We start from the raw sequence: 14,532 nt of genomic DNA, 5'->3' as shown, positions 1-14,532 counted from the left end.
CCGCTGTGATGCTACGTTAATTTACTGGTTATGATTCACAACTATCGGACGTTATATTTCTGGTTGGGGCCGGTGGTCAAATCGATCCCAACCAATGGTTTTACAAACGATAAAGAGCGGTCTCCAGCTACTTATTTACCATTCTCGACAAGATAATCGAAGTCAATAAGTTGAAGTTGCTCTACGAACTTCTCCAAATACGAGACGACTTCCTCGTCGTTCACGAATAGCGGCCTGTCCTGCGTCAGTCCGCCTGATTTGTCCTGCGGATAGCGGAGACTGATGCCGTTGTCATCGATGTCGGCAATGGCATTTACAAAAGCACCCATGTTCTTGATGGTTCTATTGTCTTCACGGCACTTTTGCTTCGGAAACCTCGAGAGCAAGGAATTCCACAGGTTTCTAAGGCTGTGGTCTTTCTTAGGCTTAGCCCCACATTTTTTATCGCCCTCTTGATTGAAAGCTCAATACAGTGCCTTGTGAGGAACATCACCGGAATCGCGTAGGAATGCTCCAGGAACACATACATGCCCGGCCTGTCGGTCGCTCTCCTCCCGGCGGCCGCAAGCTCCTTGGCGGCATTGAGGAAGGATTTAATGAATTCATCGTCGAACCTGTCGGCTTTAAGTTCGTCTTTCACTAGGGCAGACGAGTCCAACAGCGTGAAATACCTTAAAGTGGGGTCATCAAGGCCATCCATCTGAGGCTTCATGACCTGTTGATCCTTGTATTTAGGGAAAACATGGTCATTGAACATGCTATCCATCAGAGAATCTCTCCTGTCTTCGCGTTCATCCTCGCCCCCGACCTCGGGTTGGTGAAATCGTATACGGCCTCGCTATCATGGTCGGGCTCGATCACGAACAGCGGCCCGACACGAGCACGTCGGCCAAGATGCGTTCGGTGGTCAACATGACGGGGCCTATCTGCGTACGGAACATAAAAGAAGCGGCGCTGCTAATGGTAGCGCCGCCTGCATCATCAAAGAAGAATCGTTATCGATCGCCTCGGGGACTCTTCGTTCAAAACCAGAGTGTGTCGATTACCATTCATCGAAGTCCATCCACTCCACAGGCAGCATCAGACCGTAATAATCGACGGGCGTTTTGAATCGAATCCTGCCCAAATGACCGTCGCTCTTCCGCACCCAACTGCGTCCGTAGCGATCGGTGAAAGCCACCTCGCAGCCGAGGGCCTTATGCATCGAGCAATCGAGATGCCCGATACACCTCACGGTTTTGCCCGGAGCAACGGACGAGAGTAGAACTCTGCAGCCACACCCCTCGACGTCCCTCCCGTCTTGAGGCCCGGCACCTTGGACGAGCGCGGCAGTGAGGATAACTTGGTAAACGACGTCGTTGCTATTGTTCATCACTTCTAGTCCGAACTGCGGCCCGAAATCAACCCTGCACCTGCCAACCGTGGCCGTCTCCCCCTCGGGCATCCTGACCACACGGGCACAGATGGCCGAGGCCTGGCTCCGCGCGGCCGCCCGGCGGCCCCGTATCAGCGTGACAATCCACTGGAGGAGAGTGAGCGCCAACGAGAGGAAAGCAACAGCCGTGCCGAAATCGATTTGACCGTTGAAACTAATTACAACGCTATCTGGGAACATTTGGTCAACCCATCCGCCAGCGCCGCCGCTTCAAGGAGAGGCTTCCGGTCAACGGGCCCCACTTGGCGAACGGCTCGCTTCTCCCGTCGCACATCCCGCATTCTGGCCGCAGGCCTCTCGTGAATCCATGGGTAAAAGAGCACGCGGTAGCGCTCGTAAAACCCTTCTCCAGGCATATCATCATCGGAGCGCACGATATCACAGTCCCCTTCCTCTACAGATTCCGCCTTATGGAGACCCTACACCAACAATCGCGACACTACCTTCGCCATCGGCTCGTCGGCGTCCAAGCGCCACCTCCAATCAATCTCGCCCCGCCGCGAAAAGCAGGAAGCCGACCCGAAGGACGGCTCCCCAGTGTCCCGTGCGGCGGAGGATGACCGCACGGCTATGTTCCTAGACGTGTCGCCATGCCGAGGGCCGCCCCGGAGGACGGCCCTCGGCATGGCGTTCGGGCTACAGCCCGATGAGCCCCCTGAGTCCAGGGTGGGAGAGCGCCATCATCGCAGCCATGATGACCACGAGGACGACGTCTGCGGCGATCAGACAGTTCCTCGGCCATTTTCCCAGCTCGACATTCCGATGGTTGAAGGACATCTTCCAGATGAAGACCAGCAGGATGCAGACCGTGTTGATGAGCACGAAGCCCACGAGCGCGGCGAGGAGCACGATGGCGCGTATGCCGCCGTCGATGCCGAGCGCGCCCATCGCGGAGGTCGAGAACCCGACGCCGCCGTTGAAGGCGAGCACGACCGCCGCGAACACGCCGAGGATCGCGATGTACTCCATCCTCGTCTTGTCGAGGCGCTCGTCGAACTCCCTTTCCAGCTCTGCGCGTTTCTGGTCCGCCTCGTCCCTTTCCGCTTTCACTTCGGCGATTGCCGCTTTGAATGTGCGCATGGCCTGCTGCTGTTCGATGTCGTGGCTCAGCCTCGTCTTTTCCAGGTCGATGTGGTCGGCGAGTTTGAGGACACTTTTCGCCTGGTCACAAAATCCATGTTTCGTCAGGTTGTCATGGATGATGCGAATGTTCTCGGCGAGGCAGTTGACCGAATAGGGGACCCCTTCGTCCAAGTCCCCAGGGGACTGCCCGAGTGCATTGAATACCAGGTCGCAGATGTCGGCATATCTATGGCGATAGGGCTCGCTCCCCCCATATAGCTTTACGAAGAAGTTCGAGGCTCGGCGGATGTCATCCTGGGAGAGCACCGCAGCATCATCCGTGCTGGCGAGGGATTCGAGCATGTCGCGGAGAGCCTTGCGTTTCTCTGCGTCGTCGCTGCCTGCGTTTATTGGGGGAACTTTCAGGGGTGGCTTCGAAAGAGTCCCAATCTTGCTGGTGAGCAGAGAGAGGGCCCTTTCGAAGTTTTCGGCCGCCTTTGCGTAGTCTTGCTCGGTCACTCAGAGACCTCGCTAGCGCACTGCATGATCAATTCATTTGGGATGATTCCCTTGTGTAGGCGCTTCTGGTTGTAGATGACGTCCCACGGAGACCCCTCGGCGTGTGAGATCCTGACGAGCTCCCATGGGGATTTCTCGGCGAGCATGTCCACCCCCGCATCCAGAAACGGGCGGATGGAATCATTTATCTCGGTGTCGAACTCGCGTTTTATCGGGAAGCCGCCGCAGTCAGAGAACTTAACGTAGACATCTCTGATGACCGGGCCGTAGGGCCATGCCTCAAACTGGTCGGCGAATAGCAGCTCGCCGGTCTCGCTCGCGTGTATGACTTGCAGGAAGTAAAGAATCTTCTGGAGCTGAAGATTGCTGATTGGCGTGTCGTGGCGATATCGCCTGCTGACGGCGTACTCGGCGATTTCCATCGCACAGTACTCTGTCCCGATTTGGACTTTCATCTGTTTCCTCCTTTTCCAAATCATACCAGTGATGTGCTTCCCATCTGCGCTTATCGTGATAAAAGCATCTCAGCTCGCCCGGACAAAAAACGGACGGTCCCTCCAGCGGGGGTTCCGGTCTCGGACGCGCCCCCTAGTCCTCCACGGCCCCAGCACCAGGGCGAACGGCACGTGCAGCAGGAACGCCATGAGCACGAGCGCCGTGACCGCAATGCCCAACGCCCATTTCACGTCTTCGCCAATCACTTCATCTCCTTCCGCTCGAACCTGCAGAAGCGCGCACATGCGCCCAAGGTCGCTACCGTGTATCTCGCGATCACCACATCCCTCGCTAATGGCGCGCGTGGCCCTGCAGTCGGCGAGCCCGGACTCGAGCTCCCAGATGACCATCGAGCAGACCGAGGGGTTCTGCCCCAAGGCGGCCGAGGTGCTCAAAGAGGCCGAGATCGACGCTCTGGCCTACCTCGACTTCCCCTACGAGCACCACGTGAGACTTCGCACCAACAACGTGCAGGAGCGCGCCAACCGCGCGCCCAAGCGCCGCAGCCGCGTGGTGCAGGTGTTCCCCAACAGAAAGTCGCCCATCGGGATGATGAGAGCGATGTTCTCCGAGAAGGACGAGGACTGGGCGGGCCTCTGCTGGTTCGACGACGACTCCATCGGCAGGGCTGTGGAGGGCGCCAAGGACCAACACACCGAAGCACGCCTACGGGGGCACCGCCGCCGAGCACGCGGCCAGGACCATCGGGCTCGGTGTGGCCGACAGCCCCGTTCCCGGCGGGGAGGCGGTGTGACATTAGCTAGAATGACGGCATTCTAGGTGGTTCTCGGTTCCTTGGGCAGCCTTCGGCCACCCTCGAGAGCAGAGACCTACATCAACATTTGCGAGACTATCATACTGTTGATGAGCGAATGGAGGCTTGCGATGCGTAAGTCAGCAAGATACTTGGGGCGGGATGTTGGGCTTAATGCTGAGGAGATGAATGTCTGGCTGAAGGAAGAAGGATACCTCGAAGGCGAACCTGGAGATTATAGGGTCACCGAGAAGGGGCATCCCTATGCCACGCAGAGGCATAGGGAAACTGGAAGCCCAAATCATGCTGGCTATGTTGCCACGTAATGGGAAGAGGAGATTCTCGATGAAATGGGGCCGCTTTCCTCAGAACGCAGACGCGAGCTTTCCGATTCAGTTGCAGCCAATCGCGCCGAAAAGAAAAGGCAGAGAGAAGAATTGGAGGCATCGCTTGCGGCAAATGGCGACTATAGTATTGATGACGGCCAGCGCAATGGAGATGATGCCTCCAATCCGAACGGCGGCAAGGTGGCAGCTGCTGCGATTGCCGTAATTGCCGTCGGCTATCTGGTGGCGAAAGGTGCTCAGGTGGCAAAGCCTCATGTCGAAAAATGGTGGCGTGAGACCGCGCGCCCAAAGATTGTCGAGACAAAGAAAAACGTTATGACGAAGTTCAAGGGTGTATTCGGCGAGCAGGGCGAAGAGGCTGACCCCAAGACAACGGAGAAGACGGCAAATTAACCTTTAGCGCCTTTCGATGGTGGGGAAAAGCTGGACGCTGCGTTCTCACCCATGCAAGAGTCGTCCATCATCGCGTACCCCACCGTGTCAATCGAGTGGTCGTTGCCGACGGGGGATGTCGTCAAGCCACGTCCCGTCTCGGTCGCTGTCGAACTTCTTGAGCCTGGACTCCTCGTGCGCCAGCGGACAGCGCACCTGGTCGTTGCAGATTTCGCGCAGCCCTGCCAGCCACTCCTAGGAGAGCCGCTTCGTGTTGCTCTTGCGCGCGGGCCTCGCCCGCAGCCCCGCCTCGCGCCGCCACATGCCATCGGCTGCTTGCCTTCGGGCATCTCGTCGCAACCGATCAACTCGTCGTGCAGGCATGCGCCCCCCGCCGGGCGTGTCCGCGTAGGCGAACAGCTGGGCGAATAGCATCACCACAGTATTTATGGCGGGGAAGGCCGCGAGCAAAGGCGTAAGAAATGCAACCCACGACGCACAACGCTCCACCAACTAACCGTTATTCAGGGACACGTTCGGCCAACTGCGCCCTAAATAAAACGGGGGTCCCGAGCACTAGTCCGGGACCCCCGTTGTTTCGTATGAGCTGTTACCTCTACTGCCCCTGCGCGCGGTAACGGGTCTCGGTTGCCTCCTTGGCGGGGCGCCACCAGGACTCGTTCTCCACGTACCAGTCGATCGTCTGCTTGAGCCCCTCGGCGAAGTCGGTGTGGGCCGGCCTCCAGCCCAGCTCGCGCTGGAGTTTCGTGCTGTCGATGGCGTAGCGGCGGTCGTGTCCGGGGCGGTCTGCGACCCAGTCGAAGTCCTCGGGGTCGCGGCCCATGGCCGTGAGGATCATGCGCAGGACCGTGATATTGTCCCTCTCGCCGTCGGCCCCGATGAGGTAGGTCTCCCCCATCCGGCCCTTGGTGAGGATGTCCCAGACGGCCGAGGAGTGGTCCTCGGTGTGGATCCAGTCGCGGACGTTCTCGCCGCGGCCGTAGAGCTTGGGGCGGACGCCGTCGATGATGTTCGTGATCTGCCTGGGGATGAACTTCTCCACGTGCTGGTAGGGGCCGTAGTTGTTGGAGCAGTTGGAGATCGTTGTCCGTAGGCCGTAGGTGCGGGTCCATGCGCGCACGAGCATGTCGGAGCTGGCCTTGGTCGAGCTGTACGGCGAAGAAGGCTTATAGGGCGTCTCCTCGGTGAACTTGGCGGGGTCGTCGAGCGCGAGGTCGCCGTAGACCTCGTCGGTGGAGACGTGGTGGTAGCGGACGCCGTACTTCCTCACGGCCTCCAGCAGGCGGAAGGTTCCCTCGACATTGGTGCGCAGGAAGGGCTCCGGGTCGGCGATGGAGTTGTCGTTGTGGCTCTCGGCGGCGTAGTGCACGATGGCATCGTGGCCGGGGACGATTTCATCGTGCAGCGCGGCGTCGCAGATGTCGCCCACGACGAGCTCCACGCGGTCGGAGGGAAGCCCGGCGATGTTCTCGGGGTTGCCGGCGTAGGTGAGCTTGTCCAGGACGGTGACGTGCACCCCGGGGTGGTTGTCCACGACGTAGTGCACGAAGTTGCTGCCGATGAAGCCGCAGCCGCCCGTGACGATGATGTTCTTGGGTTCAAAAATGTCTGTCATATTTACCTCCTCATTGCCTCGCTGGCCACATTCAAAAGATACTTGCCATATGCGGTCTTCTTCAGCGCTTCGCCCAGTTCATATAACTGTGTATAGTCGATAAATCCGCGACGATAGGCGATTTCTTCCAAGCATGCGATGTAATATCCCTGGCGGCTCTGGACAGCCTCCACGTACTCGGCAGCCTTCAAAAGACCTTCGGGCGTGCCCGTATCCAGCCACGCCATGCCTCGGCCCATCAGCTCGACCGACAGTTGACCTTTATCTAGATAGGCGTTGTTGATGCTCGTAATCTCCAGCTCGCCGCGTGCGCTCGGTTTAACGTTTGCCGCGATGTCGGAAACTTGCCCATCATAGAAGTACAGCCCTGGTACTGCATAGTTCGACTTTGGGGCCTCGGGCTTTTCCTCAATGCCGACAACCCGATGATTCTGGTCGAACTCCACCACGCCAAAGGCGCTTGCGTCTTGCACGGGATACCCGAAAACAACGGCCCCGCCGCGACCTTCCACTCTCTCTTTTGCGCGCGTAAGCAAGCGAGTGAGGTCTTGGCCATGGAACATGTTGTCACCCAGAACCAGCGCACACGGCTCGCCGGCAAGAAAGTCGCGCCCGATAGTAAAAGCCTCTGCCAGACCGCGAGGCACGGCCTGCTCGGCGTATTCTAGTCGCATTCCCAACTCGGAGCCATCGCCGAGAAGCTCCCTGAACGCCGGTAGGTCACGCGGTGTCGAGATGACAAGCACTTCGCGTATGCCCGCCAGCATCAACACGGACAAAGGGTAGTACACCAACGGTTTATCGTAGATCGGCAGCAGCTGCTTGCTCATCGCCTTGGTTATAGGATGCAGACGAGTACCCGACCCGCCCGCGAGGATTATGCCTTTCATATCCCCTATCATCCTTTCAATAGCCAGCCTATTACGAAGTGGTCAAACTAAAGGTAATTAAATAATTTACAGCTTCCTCCTAAGAGCTTCACTTCCCAGCCAGAACCCATCCCTTGAACAGCCTCAGATCTTCGGCCGTCGTGATCTTGATGTTCGCGGTCGAGCCCTTCGAGAACCATACACGCTCCCCCATCGCGAACATCAGGCTCGTGGTGTGCGGCTCCACCTTGTCCAGAAGGCCGCGGCGGGCGCCCTCCTCGTAGACCCACTTGGCGTATCCGTAGCGCAGCGCCTGCGGGGAGTTCAGGCACATAACCTCGTCGCGGTCCACGAACCCGCTCGTTCCCTCGCCGTCGCCCGGGGTCGCGGCCAGGTACACCTGGCTGTGCGCGGGGCTGGCGTTGCCGTGCAGCCTGCAGACGCGTATCGCGTCGGAGATCACCTCGTCGGAGACGAACGGGCTGGCGCCGTAGTGGACGAGCACCTGGTCGTCGTCGGAGATCTCGCCCTCGAGCTTCCTGAGGCCGCTGATGACGGAGTCCTGGAACTCCCTGCCGCCCTCGGCCACCCAGCGGACCTTGTCGAAGCCGCCGGCGTCGCAGATGGCGCGCAGCTCGTCCTCGTAGCCCTTGCGGCAGACCACCTCTATCGCGTCGACCTCGGGGTGGTTCTGGAACCTCTCAATGGTGTAGGACAGCACGGGGCGCCCCAGGACCTCTATGAACTGCTTGGGCACGTCGGCGCCCACCCGGGTGCCGCGGCCGCCGGCTAGTATCATCGCTATGTTCATCGTCTACTTTCCCTCGTACATCTCGAGCGCCAGCGGCAGGTAGTGGTTGAGCGTCCTCCAGCTCCGCAGCATGAAGAAACCGTCTTCGCCAAGCGTGTCCTTGAATAGACACCAGCACATCCAATACCAAGAGCTCAGTGCGAACACGCCGTAGGCGTGACGCTTTTCCTCAAGGCTCAGCCCGCGCCCAAAGTAAAGTTCCAAAATCTCGTCGCCCTTATCGTGCGAGAGCCCATCGCGTACCACCATTGCCGCAAGATCGTTCATCGGGTCGTTCATGCCCGCATATTCCCAGTCGATCATGCACAGCCCCTCGTCGCCGACAATCCAGTTAACAGCGTATGTATCGTTGTGGCAGAGTACCTTCGGCCACTCGTCGAGCTCCACGTGGTGCCAAACCCGGCCCAGGCGGCGCCTCAGGCCGGCGAGGCGCCCCACGGCCTCACCTTTCCTCGGGGAGGCGAGCTCGAGCAGGCGGTCGCCCTCGGAGAGGAGGTCGACCGCGAGCGCGCAGGAGGCGCCGCTCTCGTGGAACGCGCGGATCTGCCCCACGCCTGCCGCGAGGTCCACGGGGTTCTCGTAGTCGAAGGAACGCGACGAGGGCACGAAGCGCGAGAGCTTCCAGCCCTCGGGGCTGATGTCGATGACGGAGGGGTCGATGCCCAGCTCCATCGCCGTGCGCTCGGCAACCACCTCGGCGTCGCGGTCGACCAGGGCGGAAGAGCTCACGCCCGGGTGCCTGTAGACGTACTTCTCGTGCCTGAGGTGGAACGAGAACGAGACGTTCGTCAGGCCCGCGTTCAGCGGCTTGATGTGGGTTATCTCTTCGGGTTCGCACGAGAGCAGGCTGCAGATGTTGGCGATTGCGGCGGGGCTCACGTTCGCGAGCACGCCGTCCTCGCCGAGCTCCTCCATGCTGTCGAACTCGAGCATGCCCTCGGGGGCGGCGGAGGCGAAGAGCGGCAGCTCGTCGGCATGCCGGCCCCAGAACTGCTCCCACAGGAGGCCCTTGACGCCGATGTAGCCGCGCTCTCGGTCGTAGAGCCCGAAGAACCGCTCCGCCCACTCGGGCGCGATATAGGCCGCGCCCACCATGCAAGTGCCCGAGGGGGCTCCGCAGCGGAGGTTCGCCAGCCGCCCGTCGGCGCAGACGTCAGCGACCAGCTCGCGCGTGGCGTCCCCCTGCTCGCGCACCATGCGCACGGAGCGGTCCCCGCCGCCGAAGCCGACGAACGGGTTCTCAGCGTACCAGTGGTCGGCGCAGCACAGGAAGGAGCCGCCCAGGCGGTCGCGAACGAGGTCCAGGCTCGAGAGGTTCGACTCGTCTGCCCAGCGGGTGCTCAACACCAGGTCGACGCCGAACCTGTCCTCGAGGTAGAAGAAGCGCTCCTTCTCGTAGCCCACAACCACGGCGATGTCCTCGACGCCCGCCTCGCGAAGCTGGCGGATCTGCCGCTCGATGAGCACCTCGCCCTTGTATTCAAAAAGCCCTTTGGGCTTGTCGTAAAGCGGCGGGAAGAACTGGGACGATTTACCGGCGGCAAGGATAATCGCGGTTTTAACCCTGTTGCTCATTGGAATTTTTCCTCCGTATGTCTCTCAAGCCCTCGATAAACGAGAAGGCGCGAATTAACAGCACAACGGTTTCCGTAACAGCAGTCGCATAGCAAATGTTCAGCGCGTTCAGTTGTCCATAAATCCAGAGCACGACAAGGAAAAGAACTTGAATTACCGCTCCAGCGACCACAGAAGAGTTTGAGACTCCGGCCTTGCCCATAGGAGTAAGGGCCGGGAAACCTAGGAGATATGAGGCGAGTGAAATCGGAATGAGCGTGATAAGGATTCGCAGATAGTCTCCGGATTCAGCGTACCCTTCACCAAAGAACCACTCGCATAGCCCAGGCGCAAAGACGGCTACAACAATGCATGCGGGTACGAGCAGGACTTCGCCAAATACGATGATTTTGACCAGAAGACGGTAGTTCTTAGTTCTGATCATATAGGGAAACATGCTATCCGCAATTGGCGATGAAAGCCCTTTTCCTGCATTTACCGCATTGGTGCAAGCCGTAAAACGCCCTAGCTCAGCGGAGCCAGGAGAGACGACTCCCAAAACCATGGTGTTCAAGGAGGAATAGAACGTAGAGGCAACTCGTGAAACAAAATACTGCGCAGAATCCTTCATGCTTCTCCACACATCGGAGACCCCGATGTGACAAAGACAGACTCCGTATTTGCCGCGAAGATGGAATAGTAGAAAGATGTCCGCAATTGCAGAACCTAAAAAATAAAGGAGAGGAACGAGCATGTACTGCGTCGAATCCTTGACGAACACGAAAACGCCTACCAGGAACACGCTCTTTACGACAACGGTGCTAACCGTCACCATTTTCATATCTTCTAAGCCGCGGTAGGCAAAATCAGGCAACAGCGCACTTGCGGCGGCATAAAGTAAATAAAAAAAATAGAGAAGAGGGTCTTCAGCAAATTGTGGAACGGTAAGGCATAAAACCGCCAGCACCAGACCGCATAGAAGCGCAAGCACGATTTTCGCCAAGGACGCAGCAGTCAATGCTACGGAAATCTTCGCCCGGTCAAGTCCAGCACGGGATACCTCGGCAGTTGCTGAGAGGATAAACCCAAAGTCAATAATTAGGTAAGCATAAGAATAGAATGCCGTCCCGAATCCGATACGGCCATACACTTCCGGACCTAGAACGCGCGTAAGGTAGGGCAAGGCTATAAAGCTAAATAAATAGGAGGTCGCCAACAATATATACAGAGCGAGCGTATTGCCCGCAAGTTTTTTATCAGCCAAGAATGTCCCCAACCGTCGATCCGTTTTTTGATAAGGAAATAATCATTTGAGCAACCTGTTCGTCACCATGGCCATCATCCTGAAAGCCAATTAAGGAGAAGAACCGATCAAGTGCCTTTCGATAGTCCATTTCGTCAAACCCACGAGCGTTAGCGATAAGCTCATCGCTAGTTCGAGCAACAGAGAAAGGCCGATCTTCGAGTGAATAATAGAAGCCTCTGTCGCACGAATAAGCATCAAAGTCAGGGGCATATACAAAGCCAGGCCGCCCGGTAAGCGCAAAATCCTCAAGAATAGAAGAGTAGTCGGAAACCATTACGTCAGTCGCAGCCAAAAGCTCTTGTGCATCCAGATAGTCAGTCGCATCGAGGTAGCCGTTTAAAAACTCCGGCCTGGTTAACTTCGCAATGTTTGGATGAAGCCGATAGGCAAAGACGTAATCTTTCCCAAATCTCTCCGAGATTGCTCTTATGAAAGCATCGAAATCGAACCGGTATTGATCAACCGACCAATCGGCTCTGAATGTTGGCGCGTATAGGCAAATAGAAGCATCATCATCTACCCCCAGCGCCCTTCGCACTTTCAGCCTTGCTTCCTCATCCCCAAGAATCAATGGCCTGTTTCTGGGGACGCCGCACCTGACGACAGGGCCGTCGTACCAAAACGCCGTGCGATATACATTTTCATAAAGATCGTTATCGGCGAACATCAAGTCAGTCAACGCACCATCAGCTTTTGCATAGTCCACATACTCAGGCTCAAGGTGGTCTTTAACATCACGCTCAACTCGCTTGGGAGAAATATAGCAATGCCATGTATGAATATAAATTTGATCACTGCGCTTAAGAACGTAACGCGGTGATCGCACATTGTCGACCCAAAACCGCGCAGTAGCAAGTTCTTGCTGCGCGGCAAAACTTGTCCTGCGAACCTGCCTTATATAGGAAGGGGCGGTGCGATCTTCTTCGTTAACGAGCAGAACTAAATCAAATTCGTTTGGGCATAGTCGTTGAAGCGCCTCGGCGATATATTTCGGATTACCCAGGTAACCCCTACCCACGTTGCACATAAGGACAACTTTGTTGAACTGAGTTCTACTCGCTAAACTCAAAATCTTTCCAAGGCCGCTAAGCGCACGTCCCCTTAAATTGCTCAACTTCTAAATCCCTTCAATAATTCAACAGTCAGAACTACAGCCCTTGCCATTCGATGATTGCCACACTGGAGACAGCGAACAAGAAACCAGTTATCGAACCGTAGGGGTGTGCCGACAATACGCTCGAAGACACCGAAACGATGCATCGCGGAAGCTATTTCAGAAAAGCCATCCAGAGGGTCCCGATTAGCCACTTCATTGATTTTTTCGAGATATATGTATTGATCAACCTCACCACGTTTAGCGGCTTCTAGACAGTCATCCCCCCATTTGCTCCCGTATGCGATTAGACGTTTGTTTACACGCGCCACATCAGTTAATTGGCTAGGCTTAAATCGTGAAGTGCTTGCTCCATCATTGGGCCGGTAGAAATAAAGCGCCTCGTCCAAACAGAAAAGAGAGCTGGAAGCATCGACAATAGGAAGGAGCTGGAGTAAATCCTCGCCATGCATCAGGCCCGCATAAGCCCCATAGGTTGACTCCCTATCTATGCGGCAAAGACGAAAGGCTTTGCCGCATAGATTGTTAAACCGCCCTGTACAAACGTGCTTCTTTACGATGTTGTAGCCCTCACCAGAATAGAAGCCGTCGTCAAGCGGATCGGAGTCATCGAAAGTAGAGAAATCTGACTTACGCGAATAACGAAACGAGATAATGTCAGCATTCGTGCGGTCAATTGCCTTCGAAATCAAGTCGAGCGCATCAGCTCGCAAGCAATCATCCCCGTCGAGTGAAATGACGTAATCACCTTCGGCAAGAGCGAGGCCATTTCGCCTAGCGAGAAGGAGACCTTGATTCTCTTTGTGTACGACCTTAACCTTGTCGCTAGCGGTAGCAAAATCATCGGCAATTGTGCCAGTCAAGTCGGTCGAACCGTCATCAACGACAATGAGCTCAAAGTCCTGAAATGATTGAGCCGTGACAGATTGCAGACATTCGAACAAGTATTTTTCTACATTATAAGCAGGGACGACTACTGAAAACCTCACGCTGCCGCCTCCATCGACTGGTTGTTTGTAATTTCAATAGAGCAAACTGCCTCGCGTTCGCCATATTGCCAAAGAGCGAACAGTCCTCCCAGGGCAAAACCAACGAGTACGTCACCGCCTCCGAACTGGATGAAGGAAACGATAAGGAAAATAAGGATGAACGCTTCAAACGGAGAGCCAAGTTTATCCAAGAAACACCTGTTGAGGAAGGAGCAGACCATCGCTATGAAAATGAAAAATCCAACGATTCCGAAGTCGAGAAGAACCTGGAGAAAGTACATATGAACGTTGTCCTCAGCGTATGCTAAACCGCTAATAAGAGAGACATGATTGATCGCGTTTCCTGATCCCGCTCCAAATAGTGGGGCATCCAAAAAAGTTGGGATTGCGTAATCCCACATTCTCAATCTGCCGAGCGAACCATCATCCTGCCCCGCTTCAAGAAGACGTTCGATTACGATATTGCCGTTAGCGGCAAGCGCGATGAAAGCACAGACAATGCAGGCGACAGCCAGGAACAGCCTAAGAGAGACCCCTCGTTTGCCATTTTTAAAAACAAAGATGTAGACAAAGGCGAGAACGCAGATAATCAAACTAGCTCGCGAGGCATAAATCATCGACAGAGCAATGGCACTAAAAAAATAAGCCTTGCCACGTCGGTTGCAGTCAAAGAAAACGCAAAACATTGCCAGCCAAGAACTTTCAATATTCACCCCGCCCAAGAAGAAGGTCGGGAGCCAAGGGTGCCCCATATACTGGTTGGCCAAGAAGTAAGTGATGCGGTCATGGTAGAAGCCTAACTTGAGAAAGACGAGGCCCATCATGACAATAGCTACGGTCTGAGCTACTCTTTTCCATTGCGCAACAGTAAAATCACGCCCGAGATTATAAAAACAAGTCGCAATCATGTACATGAAAACGTAATGCCACGAGGCGGCATTGAGCCCATAGGCCAAATAATCGAAAAAAGAAATGATTAATAATGCGAGGAGCCCGATAAAAAACCACTTACCGGGCAGCATCCATTTCATTTTTAAAGTAAAAAGGCTGTATATCAGCACCACGAACATCATGAGGTGATAGGGCTTTACGGTACCGGTCTCAATACCAAATGGGCTGGAATCTTGAAAACAAAGCGCCAAAAGAAACAAAAAAGCAAGGATCATTGGGGCAGTCCAAGTTCTGCAAAGATTTCCTTTGGCACCATCAGAAGTGCCATTGGCGGCAGTCCTGATGTTACGTTCGCTCAATGTAGCAAAAGCCATATAA

Annotated in this window: 16 protein-coding genes; 3 read left to right on the top strand and 13 right to left on the bottom strand. The window is 56.0% G+C overall.

Annotated elements, in window-relative coordinates; genetic code table 11:
- Window positions 1-131: 131 nt before the first annotated feature.
- From DXC67_RS10545 to DXC67_RS00730, 5 genes are all read right to left on the bottom strand, one after another.
- Window positions 132-329, bottom strand: a complete 198-nt coding sequence (locus DXC67_RS10545; protein ID WP_117636980.1) for a hypothetical protein — start codon at window positions 327-329, stop codon at window positions 132-134.
- A complete protein-coding gene (locus DXC67_RS10540; RefSeq protein ID WP_147327730.1) occupies window positions 314-712 on the bottom strand; it encodes a hypothetical protein in 399 nt (132 codons plus the stop codon). The genes DXC67_RS10545 and DXC67_RS10540 overlap by 16 nt, the downstream gene beginning before the upstream one ends.
- A 330-nt stretch (window positions 713-1,042) precedes the next feature.
- Window positions 1,043-1,615 (bottom strand): hypothetical protein, encoded by a 573-nt coding sequence (locus DXC67_RS00740; RefSeq protein WP_117636978.1) that lies wholly within the window; start codon window positions 1,613-1,615, stop codon window positions 1,043-1,045.
- A gap of 456 nt (window positions 1,616-2,071) precedes the next feature.
- A complete protein-coding gene (locus tag DXC67_RS00735; RefSeq protein ID WP_117636977.1) occupies window positions 2,072-3,016 on the bottom strand; it encodes an MnhB domain-containing protein in 945 nt (314 codons plus the stop codon).
- Window positions 3,013-3,471, bottom strand: a complete 459-nt coding sequence (locus DXC67_RS00730) for a Panacea domain-containing protein (RefSeq protein WP_158551258.1) — start codon at window positions 3,469-3,471, stop codon at window positions 3,013-3,015. The genes DXC67_RS00735 and DXC67_RS00730 overlap by 4 nt, the downstream gene beginning before the upstream one ends.
- A gap of 343 nt (window positions 3,472-3,814) precedes the next feature.
- Between DXC67_RS00730 and DXC67_RS10335 the strand changes: the two genes are divergently transcribed.
- The 3 genes from DXC67_RS10335 (at window position 3,815) to DXC67_RS00715 (ending at window position 5,005) form a co-directional block, all read left to right on the top strand.
- On the top strand, window positions 3,815-4,291 hold the full coding sequence (locus tag DXC67_RS10335) for a transposase (RefSeq protein ID WP_158551257.1): 477 nt from the start codon (window positions 3,815-3,817) through the stop codon (window positions 4,289-4,291).
- 105 nt (window positions 4,292-4,396) lie between these two features.
- Complete coding sequence (locus DXC67_RS00720; RefSeq protein ID WP_117636974.1) at window positions 4,397-4,591, top strand: hypothetical protein; 195 nt, start codon at window positions 4,397-4,399, stop codon at window positions 4,589-4,591.
- Window positions 4,592-4,615: 24 nt separating this feature from the next.
- Complete coding sequence (locus DXC67_RS00715; RefSeq protein WP_147327728.1) at window positions 4,616-5,005, top strand: hypothetical protein; 390 nt, start codon at window positions 4,616-4,618, stop codon at window positions 5,003-5,005.
- Window positions 5,006-5,600: 595 nt separating this feature from the next.
- On the opposite strand, the gene rfbB is transcribed toward DXC67_RS00715, so the two are convergent.
- From rfbB to DXC67_RS00675, 8 genes are all read right to left on the bottom strand, one after another.
- Window positions 5,601-6,620, bottom strand: a complete 1,020-nt coding sequence (rfbB, locus tag DXC67_RS00710) for a dTDP-glucose 4,6-dehydratase (RefSeq protein WP_117636972.1) — start codon at window positions 6,618-6,620, stop codon at window positions 5,601-5,603.
- Window positions 6,621-6,622: 2 nt separating this feature from the next.
- Window positions 6,623-7,510 carry a glucose-1-phosphate thymidylyltransferase RfbA gene (rfbA, locus tag DXC67_RS00705; protein ID WP_117636971.1) on the bottom strand — a complete coding sequence of 296 codons (888 nt, stop codon included), beginning with the start codon at window positions 7,508-7,510 and terminating at the stop codon, window positions 6,623-6,625.
- 88 nt (window positions 7,511-7,598) lie between these two features.
- The gene (locus tag DXC67_RS00700; protein WP_117636970.1) at window positions 7,599-8,300 is read right to left on the bottom strand and encodes an IspD/TarI family cytidylyltransferase; all 702 of its coding nucleotides are present in this window, start codon (window positions 8,298-8,300) and stop codon (window positions 7,599-7,601) included.
- 3 nt (window positions 8,301-8,303) lie between these two features.
- Entirely contained in the window at window positions 8,304-9,875 is a 1,572-nt protein-coding gene (locus tag DXC67_RS00695; protein WP_117636969.1) for an NTP transferase domain-containing protein, read from the bottom strand.
- The gene (locus DXC67_RS00690; protein ID WP_158551256.1) at window positions 9,859-11,118 is read right to left on the bottom strand and encodes an oligosaccharide flippase family protein; all 1,260 of its coding nucleotides are present in this window, start codon (window positions 11,116-11,118) and stop codon (window positions 9,859-9,861) included. The genes DXC67_RS00695 and DXC67_RS00690 overlap by 17 nt, the downstream gene beginning before the upstream one ends.
- Window positions 11,111-12,229, bottom strand: a complete 1,119-nt coding sequence (locus tag DXC67_RS00685; RefSeq protein WP_255413340.1) for a CDP-glycerol glycerophosphotransferase family protein — start codon at window positions 12,227-12,229, stop codon at window positions 11,111-11,113. The genes DXC67_RS00690 and DXC67_RS00685 overlap by 8 nt, the downstream gene beginning before the upstream one ends.
- A gap of 41 nt (window positions 12,230-12,270) precedes the next feature.
- Complete coding sequence (locus DXC67_RS00680; protein WP_117636966.1) at window positions 12,271-13,263, bottom strand: glycosyltransferase family 2 protein; 993 nt, start codon at window positions 13,261-13,263, stop codon at window positions 12,271-12,273.
- The gene (locus DXC67_RS00675) at window positions 13,260-14,528 is read right to left on the bottom strand and encodes an O-antigen ligase (RefSeq protein ID WP_158551255.1); all 1,269 of its coding nucleotides are present in this window, start codon (window positions 14,526-14,528) and stop codon (window positions 13,260-13,262) included. Before DXC67_RS00675 ends, DXC67_RS00680 begins: the two co-directional genes overlap by 4 nt.
- Between the last annotated feature and the right edge of the window lie 4 nt (window positions 14,529-14,532).

Source organism: Collinsella sp. TF07-1, assembly GCF_003437235.1.
In the GTDB taxonomy this organism is placed as follows: Bacteria; Actinomycetota; Coriobacteriia; order Coriobacteriales; family Coriobacteriaceae; genus Collinsella.
The sequence above is the reverse complement of the archived record's forward strand: the minus strand, read 5'-3'. Positions and strand labels throughout refer to the sequence as shown.